10 protein-coding genes are annotated in these 14,992 nt (G+C 64.5%); 6 read left to right on the top strand and 4 right to left on the bottom strand.

Annotated elements, in window-relative coordinates:
• Positions 1-31: 31 nt before the first annotated feature.
• On the bottom strand, positions 32-814 hold the full coding sequence (locus tag AC1RTO_RS01395; protein WP_493159180.1) for an enoyl-CoA hydratase-related protein: 783 nt from the start codon (positions 812-814) through the stop codon (positions 32-34).
• Positions 815-1,130: 316 nt separating this feature from the next.
• Here AC1RTO_RS01395 and AC1RTO_RS01390 point away from each other — a divergent pair, with 316 nt between their 5' ends.
• The 5 genes from AC1RTO_RS01390 (at position 1,131) to AC1RTO_RS01370 (ending at position 7,902) form a co-directional block, all read left to right on the top strand.
• Positions 1,131-3,014 carry a calcium-binding protein gene (locus tag AC1RTO_RS01390; protein WP_493159179.1) on the top strand — a complete coding sequence of 628 codons (1,884 nt, stop codon included), beginning with the start codon at positions 1,131-1,133 and terminating at the stop codon, positions 3,012-3,014.
• A gap of 391 nt (positions 3,015-3,405) precedes the next feature.
• Positions 3,406-5,706, top strand: a complete 2,301-nt coding sequence (locus AC1RTO_RS01385; protein ID WP_493159178.1) for a TonB-dependent siderophore receptor — start codon at positions 3,406-3,408, stop codon at positions 5,704-5,706.
• Between the two features lie 23 nt (positions 5,707-5,729).
• The gene (locus AC1RTO_RS01380; protein WP_493159177.1) at positions 5,730-6,017 is read left to right on the top strand and encodes a hypothetical protein; all 288 of its coding nucleotides are present in this window, start codon (positions 5,730-5,732) and stop codon (positions 6,015-6,017) included.
• On the top strand, positions 6,014-7,618 hold the full coding sequence (locus tag AC1RTO_RS01375) for a PepSY-associated TM helix domain-containing protein (RefSeq protein ID WP_493159176.1): 1,605 nt from the start codon (positions 6,014-6,016) through the stop codon (positions 7,616-7,618). The genes AC1RTO_RS01380 and AC1RTO_RS01375 overlap by 4 nt, the downstream gene beginning before the upstream one ends.
• Positions 7,615-7,902 carry a DUF3325 domain-containing protein gene (locus tag AC1RTO_RS01370; RefSeq protein WP_493159175.1) on the top strand — a complete coding sequence of 96 codons (288 nt, stop codon included), beginning with the start codon at positions 7,615-7,617 and terminating at the stop codon, positions 7,900-7,902. Before AC1RTO_RS01375 ends, AC1RTO_RS01370 begins: the two co-directional genes overlap by 4 nt.
• Before the next feature lie 129 nt (positions 7,903-8,031).
• Here the strand turns inward: AC1RTO_RS01370 and AC1RTO_RS01365 are convergent, their stop codons facing one another.
• Positions 8,032-9,453 carry a glycoside hydrolase family 28 protein gene (locus tag AC1RTO_RS01365; RefSeq protein ID WP_493159174.1) on the bottom strand — a complete coding sequence of 474 codons (1,422 nt, stop codon included), beginning with the start codon at positions 9,451-9,453 and terminating at the stop codon, positions 8,032-8,034.
• Between the two features lie 193 nt (positions 9,454-9,646).
• Between AC1RTO_RS01365 and AC1RTO_RS01360 the strand changes: the two genes are divergently transcribed.
• The gene (locus AC1RTO_RS01360; protein WP_493159173.1) at positions 9,647-10,636 is read left to right on the top strand and encodes an SDR family oxidoreductase; all 990 of its coding nucleotides are present in this window, start codon (positions 9,647-9,649) and stop codon (positions 10,634-10,636) included.
• A gap of 113 nt (positions 10,637-10,749) precedes the next feature.
• Here AC1RTO_RS01360 and AC1RTO_RS01355 read toward each other — a convergent pair whose 3' ends face one another.
• Positions 10,750-13,215 carry a TonB-dependent receptor plug domain-containing protein gene (locus tag AC1RTO_RS01355; RefSeq protein ID WP_493159172.1) on the bottom strand — a complete coding sequence of 822 codons (2,466 nt, stop codon included), beginning with the start codon at positions 13,213-13,215 and terminating at the stop codon, positions 10,750-10,752.
• 54 nt (positions 13,216-13,269) lie between these two features.
• On the bottom strand, positions 13,270-14,628 hold the full coding sequence (locus tag AC1RTO_RS01350; RefSeq protein WP_493159171.1) for an amidohydrolase family protein: 1,359 nt from the start codon (positions 14,626-14,628) through the stop codon (positions 13,270-13,272).
• Positions 14,629-14,992: the final 364 nt, after the last annotated feature.

Here is a 14,992-nt window from a genome sequence, read left to right as displayed (position 1 = left end):
CTTGCGTGTCAGCGCGGACACCCGCGCCCACTCACCGCCCGGTGAACGCGGGCTTGCGCTTCTGGAGGAAGGCCATGCCCCCCTCCATCGCATCCGCCGATCCCCGCGCCGTACGCTGCGCATCCGCCTCCGCCGCCAGCGCATCGGCATAGTCCGTCTCCAGCGCGCGCCCGAGCGCGCGGCGCATCAGCCCCAGCGCCATCGTCGGCCCCGCCGCCAGCCGCGTCGCCAGCGCCAGCGCCTCGGCATCGAGCGCCTCGTCGGCGACGACCCGGTGGATCATTCCCCATTCCAGCGCCCTTGCCGCCGGCACGCGCTCGCCGAGCATCATCATCTCGGCCGCGCGCGCCCGGCCGATCAACCGCGGCAGCATCCACGATGCGCCGCCGTCGGGGACGAGGCCGATGTTGACGAAGGCCTGGAGGAAATAGGCGGTCTCGCTCGCGACGCAGAAATCGGCCGCGAGCGCGAGGCTACACCCGATCCCCGCCGCCGGGCCGCGCACGGCGCTCACCACCGGCACGCCCAGTTCCGCGATTGCCATGATCGTCGGATTGTAATGGTCTGTCAGCGCCGCATGGGTCGTCTCGCCCGGATTGTCGCTGCCCAGCGCGCCGCCGCCCACGTCCGCGCCCGAACAGAAGGCGCGCCCAGCACCGGTGACGAGCACCGCCCGCGCGCCGTCCAGCGTACCGATCGCCGCGCGCAATTCGTCGAACAGCGCCGGCGGGGCGGCGTTGAGCCGGTCGGGCCGGTTGAGCGTCAGCACGAGCACGTCGCCGTGCCGCTCCCCCAGGATATGGTCGTAGGTCATCGCAAGTCCCCTCCCTCTCGTCGGCGCGCCTTCGTCCGGGTGGCCCGCGGTCGCTGTCGCCACGGCATAGCCAAGCGCCGCGGGGGAAGCACCGTAAATCTCGCGTTTCAGCACGCCTGACCATTTCGGACATTTCTGTGGACGCAAGCAGAAAGCCGCTTATCATGCCTCGGCAACGCCATGGACCGCGCAACATGCAAATAACGCGGCCAGACGAAATGCAGATCGGCCCGTCACGACCGGGTTCGGTCAATATCCTGCCCCCGCAGATACGCGAATGCGACGCGGGACCGGTGCCAGAGGAGAGGAAACTGTCATGGGTATGTTCGATTACCGCCGATATTCCGCTAGGGAATCTGCGGAACTTGCCGAAACCTCGCTGAAGCTTGCTACCTTCGGGCAGGTCGATCGCATCCTCGGAATCGACGGTGCGGCGGTCGTCAACCTGTTCGGCAGCATCATGCCGGCCGGCCTGACCGCCAATACGCCGCATGCCGCGCTGCCTGCGGGATGGACCAAGGTTGGCGCCGCGCCGCTCCACCTTCCGGCCGATTCGGTGGATGCGGACGGCTATTTCATCATCGACAGCCCGCTGACCGGCAGGACCTATTCCGGCCCGCAGGCCGAGGTGTTCGAGGAACGCGATGCCGCCGGGCGGATCACCCGCCTGTCGGTGACCTTCACCGGAACGAACTCCCCCGTCGATCTGCCCGACTATACCCAGCTCAACAGTGGGGAGATCGCGCCCCGGCTGGAACCGCTGCTCGCCGCGGTGCGCGCCTATGCGCTCGCGCATGACGTGGCCGCCGATCACGTCCTCGTCACCGGCTATTCGCTGGGCGCCGCCTACACCAATATCATGGCGAAATATGCCGACACGCTCGCCGGCGGCTTCTTCGCGAACAGCAATTATATCGCGCACGAGGTGCCCTATACCTTCGAGGGGCAGGACCGCGTGCTCAACATCGGGTACGAGAACGACGTCGTGCACCGCGCCGCGGCGGATTTTCCCACGTTCGGCGATGCGGTCGCGCATGCCCCCGGCTTGCAGGGGCAGGATTACGCCCTCGCCTCCTCGACCGACAATCTGATCCTGTTCAGCGACGACTACGCCAGCCCATTGTGGCCGGCCGGCCCCTTCGCATTGTACAATCTGGTCGGGGGGTGGAGCGCGCATATCGCCGGAATCGTCTCGGACGCGATCCCGCGCATCACGCATTCCGCCTTCTACGATTACACCGCGCGCGACAGTCTGGTCATCGTCTCCAACCTCACCGGGCTGACGCGTAGCATCACCTGGGTCGAGGATGTCCGCCGCCCGTCGGACACGCACGACCATGTCGGCGACTCCGCCTTCCTGATCGGCTCGGACTATGCCGACCGGCTGCGCGGCAATGTCGGCAACGACTATATCGACGGCGGTGCCGGCGACGACATCATCCGCACCGGGCTGGGCGCCAACCGGGTCGAGGGCGGCGCGGGCAGTGACACGCTGGAACTGGACGGCAGGATGAGCGACTGGAGCGTGTCGCGCCTGTCGGACGGCACGACCGCGTTCTTCTCGCAATCCTTCGGCCTTAACATCGTGTCGGGCGTCGAGAAGGTGACGTTCCTCGATACCGGCCTGCCCTTGGTCGGCCGCACCTACGCACTCGCCGCCGACCATCTCGAGGATATGACGTGGAGCGGCTTCTTCGAATCGCTCGATCAGGACGTCGCCTACACCGCGGCCCGGCAGGGCACGGCGGGCAATGACACGTTGACCGGCTCGCGCGTGTTCGGCCTCGCCGGCAGCGACGCGATCACCGGCACGGCGGGCAACGACCTGCTCTCGGGCGGTGCCGGCAACGACACGATCGACGGCCGCGGCGGAAATGACGTCCTCTATGGCGGCGAAGGCAACGACCGGCTGACGGGCGGCGGCGGCACCGACCGGCTCAATGGCGGCCTCGGCGACGATACGTTCGTCATCGATACGACGCGGGCCGGCCGGGTGACGATCGAGGATTTCCGGCTGAGCGACGTCGAACGCGATACGATCCGGATCGCCGGCAGCAGCTTCACCAGCGCCGCCGATGTCTTCCGTCATGGCGAACAGACCGCCGATGGTCTGCTGTTCCACCTCGGCAATGTCGACCTCCTCGTCGCACATGCGACCTGGAACGACCTCACCCCCGACATGCTGACGTTCGGCTGGTGATCCGCGACACTACTCAAAGGCTGGTGCATTCGGGATGAAACGGTGGGCACCCGGATCATCGGGACATGATATCGGCCACGCGATCGACGGCGTCGTCCGACGACGACCTGCTTTGCAAGGGGCGACCGGCGACCACCACCATCGGACCCCACTCCAGCCGCCACAATGCGACCTTCGATCATGAAAAATTCAGGATTGCGAACCGCTGAAATCCGCGATTCCGCCGCGGTTTGAGCAAGATGCGCTATCGCGGAATCATTATTGATAGTGACTTGCAATTGCGTTGCTGTTAGCAAACCCCAAAATCGAAGGGGAAGTAACAGTGCGTTTTTCAACGATGCTGCTCGCCACCACGGCAGTGATGGCGACTGCGCCCACGTGTGCATTCGCGATGGAACGGGACGAGCCCAGGACCGGGGCCGCTACCAAAGACGATGCCGATCCTGCGGGAATCGATCAGGTCCAGACCGGCGAGCGCGACGAGCGGAATCAAAGCGAGATCGTCGTCGTCGGCAAAAGCTATGGCAGGGAGGTCGGCAAGACCGTCACCCCGTTGAAGGACGTCGCGAACACCGTCACTGTGATCGAGCGCGAGCAGATCGAGGCGCAGAACCTGTTCACGCTGGAAGACGCGCTGACCGCGACCAACGGCATCACCGTCAATGGCATCGGTAGCGAAGACCCGTCCTATTTCTCGCGTGGCTTCGCCATCACCAATTATCTCGTCGACGGCGTCCCGACACTCACCTTCAACTTTCCCGGGGTGGTGCCCGACCTCTTCGCCTACGACCGGATCGAGGTCCTCCGGGGGCCGGCCGGATTGTTCAGCGGCTCGGGCAATCCCTCGGGCAGCATCAATCTCGTCCGCAAGCGGCCACTCGACGCCTTCCGGATGCAGGGGTCGGCCGGGTACGGCAGCTACGACAATCTTCGGCTCGAACTCGACGTCTCCGCCCCGCTCGGCGATCGAGCAGGCGTCCGGATGGGCGTGATGGCCCAGGACCAGGATCAGTTCTTCGATTACGCCCACCGCAACCGCGTCAACGCCTTTGCCGTGGGCAGTATCGAGATCGGCGATCGCACCACGGTCACCGTCGGCGGATCATACGACCGCTTCCGCCCGTCGATCCAGTCGGGCCTGCCGGGCTATGCCGGCGACAGCGCGGGCAACGAGGGCCGGCTGCTCGACGTGCGCCGGTCGACCTATCTGGGTGCCGACTGGAACCGGTTCGAATCCACGACCTGGACCGGCTTTGCCGAGATCGCCCATCGTATCAGCAACCGCTGGACGTTGCGTGCCACGGGCCTCTTCACCGACGTCGATCGCGTCGACATCTACAGCTACGTCGGGAATGCGGCGGTGACCACGGCCGCGAACGCGGTAACGCCGGCACTCGCGAACAACGGCACGACCACCCAGATCGCCTATCGCGGCGATAGTTTCGCCAAAACGCGGTCGTTCGACTTCAACGGGGTCGGCAGCTTCCCGCTGTTCGGGCGGGACCAGACGCTGATCCTGGGTGCCGATTACCAGGCGCAGGATTACGACAGCTACTACACCCGCCTCAACGGCTATGCCCGGATCAACGTCTTCAATCCCGTGTCTCCGGCGGAACCGCCGCTCAACCCCTATGCGCCGTCCCCTTATTACCCCGTGCAGGGCACGAACGCCGTCTGCCCCGACCGGACGACGCCGGTAACGCCCGCGCCGGCCAATTGCGTCATCCAGAGTTCCGGCGGCACGAACACGATCATCGAGCAATATGGCATGTACGGTCAGCTGCGCCTGCAGCCGGTCGCCGGCCTGACGCTGGTCGGCGGCGGTCGCCTGACCTGGTGGGAACAGACGATCGACACACTGCTGCCGACCCCCGCACGCGGTCAGCCACAGGCTATCGACAACCGGTTCACGCCCTACGCCGGCATCGTCTGGGACGTAACGCACAACCTCAACATCTACACCAGCTACGCCGACAGCTTCACCCCGCAGGCCGCGCCGGCCAATCGCGTCCGCAACGATGGCGGCAAGGTCGAGCCGTTGATCGGAAGTCAATACGAAGTCGGCACCAAGCTGGCGCTGATGAACGACCGGCTGCTGTTGTCGGCAGCAGTCTATCAGATCGAGCAGACCAATCGCATCTTCAATCCTCCGGAACTGACCACGGTCTATCTGCAGGTCGGCAAGGTCCGTTCTCGCGGTATCGAAGCGGAGGCCACCGGCGAAATCCTGCCGGGGTGGCGCGTCAACGGCGGCTATACCTATACGCGCACCAAGTATCTCGAAGACACGCAGCCCCAGTACGAGGGTCTGTCGTTGACCCCGATCATTCCCAGGCACATGATAAAGGCGTTCACCAACTACACGGTCCCGGCCGGGACACTGCGCGGTGCGAGCGTCGGTGGTAGCGTCACCTGGTTCAGCGAGACGTTCGGTGGCACCCCGTCGATCGTCGTGCCGGTCAGCGTCGCTACGCCCAACGGGCGTTCGATCTCCTCGGTTGTCCGCCAACCTGCCTATGCGGTCGTCGATCTGCGTGCCGGTTACAAGGTCAGCGAGCAATTGTCCCTCTCGGTCAACGTCGCCAACGTCCTCGACAAGACCTATTATGCCCGCATCTCCTCCACCGGTCGTGGCAACTATTATGGCACGCCGCGAACCGTGTTCGCGACGCTGCGGTTTGCCTACCCGTGATCGCGCCGGCGACCGGTCGCGCCGTGATCTGGCGACGGCGTGGGGACAACACGCTGCGCTTCGTCGCCGCCGTGCCGCTCGGCTATGCCGTCGCCAGCCTGTGGGCGGCTGCGCTGGCGCGTGTGCTGCCGATGGCACGGTCTGAAGCAACAACAACCGGTACGCTGGTCGCGTTGCTGCTCTGCGCGCTGTTCGCGATGTACGCTTACGGCGCGCGCAGCGGCTGGCGGGCGACATGGGTGTTGGGTCTCGCCGGTGCGGCGGCCGGCGGGATCGTCTGCTGGTCGATCATGATGACGGGGCGGGTATGAGCAAAAGCATCCGACAGTCGCAATCGACGCTCCATACCTGGTCGGGCCTGCTGCTCGGCTGGGTCCTGTTCCTCGTCTTCCTGACCGGCACGATCGCCTTCTGGCGCGAGGCGCTCAACCGCTACATGCGGCCGGAACTGGCGCGGATCGAACAGCCGATGCGCGTTCTCGACGGCGCACAGCGTTTCCTCGGCCGCAAGGCACCCGACGCGAAAAGCTGGTTCATCGCCATGCCCAACGCTGCAATGCCCGGTGCGCAGGTGACATGGCAACCGCAGCCCAAGAAGGGCGAGCATGGCGGACGGCGAGGCGGCGGAGGACGCGGTCGGCGCGACAATCAGGCGCTGATCGGTGCGGACGGCATGCCGACGCACGCCCGGGATACACGCGGGGGCGAGTTCTTCTACCGCTTCCACTTCGACCTCTACTATCTGCCGGTGATCTGGTCGCGCTGGCTGGTCGGTGTCGCCGCGGTGATGATGCTGGTCGCGATCCTCACGGGCATCGTCACCCACAAGAAGATCTTCCGCGATTACTTCACCCTACGCCGTCACAAGGGCCAGCGATCGTGGCTCGACGGGCATAATGCCACCGCCGTGTTGGCACTCCCCTTCCACCTCATGATAACCTACACCGGCATCGTGACGCTCATGGCGTTGCTCATGCCCTGGGCGAGCGTGGCCAATTACGCCGACCAGACCAGGATGTTCGCCGACCTGTTTCCTGAAGCGCCGGTGGTGGAGCGCACGGGTCGGCCGGCGCCGATCCTGTCGCTGTCAGCGATCGCCCAGGACGCGGAGCGTCGGCTCGGCGGCCCGATCGGTACGATCCAGGTGAGTGAACCCGGCGACGCGGCGGCGCGTGTGACCTTCTATCGCACCCCGGCCTCGCTTCTCAACACACGCGCGCCTGCCATCACCTATGACGGCACCACCGCGACCCCTGTCTGGCGCTCTCCCGCCCCGGGCGGAGCGGCGGCGACCGCCGGGGTGATGATCGGACTGCACGCCGGCAGATTTGCCGACCTCCTGCTGCGCTGGGTCTATTTCCTCTGCGGCATCGCAGGCACGCTGATGGTTGCGAGCGGGCTGGTGCTATGGACGGTCAAGCGCCGCGAAAAACTCCCTGACCCCACCCGCCCGCATGTCGGGTTTCGCATGGTCGAGCGGCTCAACGTCGCGGTCATCGGCGGCTTTCCGCTCGGGATCGCAGGATTGTTCTGGGCCAACCGGTTACTGCCGGTGGCCATGCCGGATCGATCGCGATGGGAGGTGCACGTCCTGTTTCTGGTTTGGGGTGCGGCATTCATCCCGTCGCTGGTGGGGCGGCCGGCAAAAGTCTGGCTAATGCTGTTCGGCCTGACCGGCGCCGCGCTGGCTGCACTGCCGATCTACAATCTGCTGGGCATGCGCTGGAATGCCTGGACCTCCCTGCTGGCAGGCGACCTGCTGCCGCTCGGCGTCGACGCAACCGTGATCGTGTTCGCCATCGCCTTCCTGTGGCTTGCCCGTCGCGTTGCGCGCTACCGTCCTGCCGTGCGTGCAACCCGACGCGCACGGGCTGCAGCAATCCCGATGTCCGAGATGGAGGTGATGGCATGACGTGGCTGGCCTTTGCGCTGTCGCTGCTGGCGTTCGCATGCTTCGGCTTCGCCACCGATGACCACCATCATCGATTGACCGGGCGCCGACTTGCCCCTGACAGCAAGACGAGATGGCAAGCATGTGCATGGTTTGCCCTGATGGGCGCCTTCGGTGCGGCCGTAGCATCACGAGGCTGGGCATTCGGGCCTGTCCTCTGGTTGGGCGCCGTCATGCTTTCGGCCGGTATCGTATTCCTGTCACTCAACCTTCGGCCCCAACGGGGTCGCGGAACGCGGCAATAGTTGGCGCTTGCCTGCGGATCGGGTGTGCCGACGATGCAGGCCTCCCGGCTTCGCATTGCTGGTGCTCGGACTGCCCTTATTATATTCTTGTACGCATGCTTTTATGGAGCGCCGGTAAGGTACGAATAGTTATTGATGCGCGTTGGTCGCATAATTGAAATTGATCGCATTTTCCGTGACGACGGGCACGCCCGTGATGCTTTCCACCTTGATCCGATCGAGCCGTACGTTCCGCACCGGCATCTCGCGTTCGGCTTTGATGCTTGAGATGAATTTGGCCTGATTTACGGCCACATCGCTGACATACAGCCCTTCGATCGGGGTCAAGCGGCGCACATAGGTCGGCAGCAGCGCTTTCCACTGATAAAGCACGTCGGTTTCGACGGCGAGCACGCCGCCTGCGATCGTCGTCGCGCTGACGTTGGTCATATGAATGTTCTTCACGAAACCACCGCGACGCTCGTTGGTCTTCACGAAGAGCAGGTTGTTGATCGGGACCGCATGGTCGTCTGCCCCCTTCCCGTTTCCAATGAAGTGACAATCATCGACGAGGACGTTCTCGATGCCGGCCGACAGCTCGCTGCCAACGGCCATGAGCTGGTGCCCGTTGACGATCCGGCAATTGCGCACGACGACGTTCCGGCAGGGCTGGGCCAGACGCCAGGCATCCATGTCACGGCCGGACTTCACCGAAATCGCGTCGTCCCCCTGATCGAACTGGCAGTCCTCGATCAGTATGTTTTCGCTCATCTCGGGATCGACACCGTCGTTGTTGTGCCCATGCGCCCGGATGCTGACGCGACGGATCACCACGTCGCGGCACATCAGCGGATGGAGTGTCCAGAACGGACTGCCGTCGATCGAGATATCCTCGACCAGCACGTTGCGGCACCGATTGAACTGGATGAGATGCGGCCGCAGGTTGTTGGTACCCACCGCCATCTGGCGCTCGCGCACCGGCACGTTGCGATAGGCCATGTTGTAGAGCGCAACCAGCGCATCCATGTGCGGCTTGGGCCTGGCCGACCAGATCAGCCAGCGATCCAGGACCGGCTCCAGCCTGCCCTTGCCGGTGATCCCGATATTCTCGCACCCGAATGCATAGATCAGGGGCGAGTAATTGAAACACTCGATACCTTCCCACGACGTCTGCACCGCAGGCAGATAATCGGAAGGTTGGTCGGAGAAACGTAGTGTCGCTCCCTTGTCCAGGTGCAGGTTCACGTTGCTCTTCAAGTGGATTTTTCCGGTCGGCCAGATGCCGGCCGGAACGACGACGATGCCCGATCCCGCTGCGTTCGCTGCGTCGATCGCCCGCCGGATCGCCGCGCTCGTCGCTGCCCTGTCACCTTGCGACGCGCCAAAGTCGGTGATGAGGAATGTCCGGCTCGCCGTGAAATCCGGCACGGCGATGGTCGGCATATCGAAGGGCGCGGGTACGGTGACCCTTTGCATCGGCAACGACGCAGCACGGACATTCGCCCCCAGATTGACGAGGGGAAGCCCGCACGCGGTCAGGAGAAGTGAGCGGCGGTCTACCGATATCGTCATCTGCTACCCTGCGTCACGTGAGGGGTCGATGGCGACATGTCTGAACGAGAGGCGGATGTCGGGCAATGTTCGATGTTGGCATTCGCTTGCAGGAGCAGCGGTGTAGGCCCGATCCGAAACCCTGTGACGGGTGACTTCGGAACAGATGCAATCGTTGGCGCTTGGGGTGGTGACCATTCCGGGAGCAATCACGATGACCGATACCACACGCCGTACTTTCGTGACGGGAGCGACCATTACAGCCGGGGCTATGGCCGTTACAGCGGCGAACGCCGCGACGCAGAGTGATGGCAACCCCGCCGCGACGACACCTGCAGCCGCAGCCTACCCCAAGCCCCCCTACCCCGTACAGCGCCAGCCCTGGCCCGGTCTCGCATCCAGGATGACGCCGCGGCCGGACCACGGGGAAACGAGCTACAAGGGGTCGGGCAAGCTCGCCGGCAGGAAGGCGCTGATCACCGGCGGAGACAGTGGCATCGGCCGCGCTGCGGCCATCGCATATGCCCGCGAGGGTGCGGACGTCGCCATCAACTACCTGCCCGCGGAGGAACCCGACGCGCGCGAAGTCATCGCGTTGATCCGGGCAGAGGGACGCAAGGCGGTCGCCATTCCCGGCGATCTGCGCGACGAGCGGTTTTGCCGCCGGCTGGTGCAGCAAGCGAGCGAACAGCTCGGCGGCCTCGATATTCTGATCAACAACGCGGCCCGTCAGCAGACCCGTCCCGGTATCGCAGATATTTCGAGCCAGGATTTCGACGATACCATGAAGACCAACGTCTACGCGCCGTTCTGGCTGACGAAGGCGGCTCTGGAGCGCATGGGTGCCGGCGCCGTCATCGTCAACACATCCTCCGAACAGGCGGGCAATCCCTCGCCTGACATCGTCGACTATGCCCTCACCCGCGCAGCCGTGTTGAACTTCACCAAGAGCATGGCCAAGCAGCTCGCCAGCCGCGGTATCCGCGTGAATGCGGTCGCGCCGGGCCCGTTCTGGACCCCGCTGCAGGTCAGCGGCGGAGCGACGCCCGAGAAGTTGCGGAGCTTCGGTGGCGACTCGCCGATGGCACGAGCAGGCCAGCCAGCTGAAATCGCAGCGCTCTACGTTGCCGCAGCCGACCCGTCCCTGAGCTATTCGACGGGCCAGATCTTCGGTTCGACGGGCGGAAACGGTCAACCGGCCTAGCCGAATGTGCCGCAACCCTTCCCGGTTGCGGCACAGACCAACCAAACTCGGCGGCACCGGGCCGGAAGACCATCACGTCCAGCGTCATGATGTCCGTCGAAAGCCGCAATACTCTAGCGTCTCAGCGACAACCGAGCGTAATAATATCCGCCATATGCCCCGAACGGAGAGTTCGACCCGTAGATCGAGCTTCCGATCGTGTTCGGAACGGTATTCCGATCCGGATACGTATCAAAGATGTTGTAGGCGCCCACCGACACCCGGGCGGCGGGCGTCACGTCATAGCCGACCTCCACGTCGGTGATCCACTTCGCCCCGTAAAACTGGTCCGAGCTGGGCGTGTTGTTCAGTGACGCCCATTTCCCATACCGCGTCTGCTTCACGTTGATGCCGATCCGGTCCAGATTCCAGTCGAGACCGAGGATCAGCTTGTCCTTCGGCGTGCTGACCGTGAAATAGCCCTGCGTCTGGCGGTCGAAGAGCGTAAGACCCAGTCCGCCCAGCTGCGTCGGCGTGGGGGCGATCTTCCTGATATCGGTGACATTGTGATTGTACCCGACCGTGGTGCGGAGCCGCCCAAGGCTCCCGAGAGGCAGATTGTACGCACCCACGATGTCGAGCCCGCGGGTGCGGGTGTCGATCGCATTGGTGAAGAAGCGCACATATTGATCGCCGGAGAACCCATTGGCGCGCAAGATCGCACGCACGCCCGCACTGGAGAGCAGGCCGGTCAACGTGATGCGATCATCGATGTCGATCTGATAGGCATCCACCGTCACCGACAGGCCGGACAGCGGCGTCAGTGCGAAGCCGACGCTGTAATTGCGCGACTTTTCGGGCTTCAGCGGCTCCGCGCCGAGTGCGGCAGCGATCGGAGATCCGGTCCGTACGATCTTCGATTCGATCAGCTGGTACGCGCCGTTCACGAGGTTGAACTGGGTCGAGGTCTGGGCATAGGCCTGCTGTGCAAGACTGGGTGCCCGGAACCCGTTGGAGAAGGCGCCGCGCAGGTTCAGCCAATCCGCCACCTTGTAGCGCCCTGAGACTTTTCCGCTCCAGACGTCGCCCGAACTGTCGTCATAGGTCTCGTATCGGACCGCCCCGGTCAGCAGGAAAAGATCGGTGACATCGAGCGCGAGATCGACATAGCCCGCCCAGACATTGCGCTTGATATCGGCCTCATCGCCCGGTGTGACGATGATCGCGCCCTGCGCACCGACCGCGCCCGGCTGGCGGGCGAGTGGCGTACCTGCGGCGTATACATAGCCCCCGTTGGTGTACGCTGCCGGATCTAGGGCTTTCGTGACATAGCTTTCGTACCGGTATTCCGCGCCCGCCGACACCTGCAGGTTCCGGCCACCGAAGACGGCATAGCCGCGCGTCAGATCGAGATTGTTCGTCCACTGGTCGAATGCGGCGCTGAAGGTATCGAACGATGTAGGACTGCCGGCGCCAAGCGAGGCGTTGAGCGAATTGTCCGCCCCGCTGCGCGCATAGTCGCGGCCATAGGTACTGCTGAGATCGAGTTTCCACCCACCGATCGAGCCACGCAGTCCGCCGGTGAACTGCCCATCCGTCTCATGCAGGGTGTAATAGGGCGTAAAGCCATCGGGATAGATTGCGATGACATTGCTCGTCGTGTTCGGCTTTCGCCCCGCCTGGCCGACGCGCGCTTCCCGATAGCCCAGGGTCGTGGTGACATAGGCTTCTACGTTGCCGAGATCGTATCTGCCGTTGAGGGCGCCCTGGATCTGGCGGATCTGGGGCAAGCCGCCCTGATATGTCCGGCGATCCACGGTGGCTTCGCGCGGATCGGGCTGGCCGTTGACCGGAAAATAGAATGTGCCGGTCACATCGGAATTGCGGACGGTCGCATTCTGGTATTTGCCGTCGATCGACACGGCCAGTGAACCGCGATCCCCCAGCGCGAAGCCCTGTGAGAGTTGCGCGCTGATCGTCTCGCCATCGCTGCCGTTGACGCCGTCACTGTACCGCTGCCCGGTTTCGATGCTGGCGGTGCCGCCGGTCGTATTGGATTTCAGGATGATGTTGATGACGCCGGCGATCGCATCGGAACCGTATTGCGCGGCTGCACCGTCCCGCAGCACTTCGATCCGCTCGATCGCGCCGACGGGGATCTGGTCGAGGTCGACCGGGTTGCCACCGGCGGATACGTTGCCGGAATTCAGATTGATGAGCGCCGAATTGTGCCGTCGCTTGCCGTTCACCAGCACCAGGACGTGGACGCCCGACAGACCGCGGAGGCCCGCAGGCCGGGCGACGCTGTCGAAGGACGAACTGCCGACCTGCTGCGCCTGAAAGGACGGCACGAGCTGCGTCAGCACATCCCTGAGCTGTTGCGAGCCTCCCAGCCTGGCGATGTCCTGCCCGCTGATGACGTCGATCGGCGTGGGGCTGGAGGCAATGGTGCGCGGTTGCCCGCGTGAACCGGTCACGACGATGTCGCTGCCCTCACTTTCCTCCGGTTGGGACGGCGGCGCCTCGACCTGCTGCGCCTGAGCGGCCGTGGGTGAGAGCGAGGCGATGGAAAGGGCCAGAAGGCTGGATACGATGTGCATGGGATCTCCGCTGGACAGCGTGATGTTGGAAATGACGGAAAGCGGGCGGGGCCGTCAGCGAACGGTGTCGAACGGCGGAGCTTTGGTCAGCGGGCGTGCCTGATGTCGCGGGACAAGGATCTGACCGCCATCGACCAGCAGGATCCCGTCCCGGAATACCTTGTCGACCCTGCGCAGCGCCTCGATGTCCAGATCGGGTCGACCGTCGACCACGACGATATCGGCGAGTTTGCCCGATGAGATGCTGCCGAGCTTGTCGTCCATGTCGAGGATACGGGCATTGGTCAGCGTCGCCGCGCGAAGCGCTTCGGCGGCGGAATATCCGCCCCGGATGAACCATTGCAGCTCGGCGAGATAGACATTGGGTATCAACTGGTTCGCGTCGCCGATCGTATCGGTGCCGACCCCCATGACGATCCCCGCCGCCTTCATTTTCCGGAAGACATCGAAGTCCGCCTGCGCGGTCAGCGTGAATCGACGCGATGTCGATCCATAGAAGCCGCCCGCACGGTCCAGAACGTTCTGGTAGACCTGCAACGTCGGCACCGCGGCGGTACGATGTCTCGCCATGGCGCGGATCGTCTCATCGGTCCGGGGCAAGGGATGCTCGATGATGTCGACGCCTGCGTCTACGGCGATCGCCGTGTAGACCGTCTCGCAGTCGCACGTCACCTTCAGGCCCAATCGGTGCGCTTCATCCACCGCCGCGGCAATCTCTTCGGGCGAGAAATGGCTCGCGACCTTGATGACGCTGGCGCCGCGCTTGAACGTCTCCCGTACCGCACTGCGCCAGGCATCGGCGCCATCGCGTTCCCAGGCGAAATCGGGGCCATGACTGGGCGAGACCGGCCGCTCCGTGGCATGGCCGCCGGTTCCGGTGATGATGTGGCCGGCCGTGAACACACGCGGCGCCGGGATGCGGTTCGCCGCGCTCCAGTCGGCGAGAATATAGGGCGCATCGGAGACCCCGTTCAGATCGCGGACCGACGTGATCCCGGCCTCGAGCATCCACCGCAGGTTCCTGACCCCTCTCAGGACGCCATCACCCTCGCTGGCCTGGCGGTCGATCGGCGTGTCGCTGTCCGGGTACGTCAAATGGACATGCAGATCGATCAGCCCCGGCAGGATCGTCTTGCCACCGACATCGATGACCCGGGCATCGGCGGGCCAATCGCGCCTGCCTGCGGGCCAGATCGCGCTGATCCTGTTACCCTCGATCACGACGGTGCCGGGGGTCGTTCGCGCCAGTTGTGCGTCGAAGACAAGCCCGCCGACGAGGATCGTGACGGAACGGCTTGCCCCGTCGGACCGGACCGGAACAAGCCTGGGGTCATCGGTCGTGGCGCTCTGGATCAGCGGCCGTCGATTACCGACCGGGGTCTGAGCGCTGCCCGATGACGCGCCCGCCAGCATCGCGCCTATCGCAAGAACGGCGGCGGTCGTCGTGCGCCGCCAAGGTCGATGACGCCGCGCTTCGGTCGATATGCTCGTCAATACGTATACCCTTGCCACCCTGCGCCGGCGCAATGCCCTCTTACGGGGTGGGAATTGAAGGAAGTTTTCCTTAGGTGTGCTGAAGCGACCGGTTCCGGCATGATCGCACGGCCTCACATCGAGGGCGGTCGACAGCCCGCGACGACGTTACGAACAGGGTTCTGCACCAGTGCGCTCACCCCCTGAATGCTCATCTATCGAGGGGCAATCGGTCCGATTGTACCTTGTAAGAGGGTCGGCGCGCACCGGCCGGGTTCGCTCAGGCGATCGATCGTCGGTCCTC

The organism is Sphingomonas sp. GW821-FHT10F09, from assembly GCF_058809195.1.
Note: the sequence above shows the minus strand (reverse complement) of the source record. Positions and strands in the feature narration are given on the sequence as shown.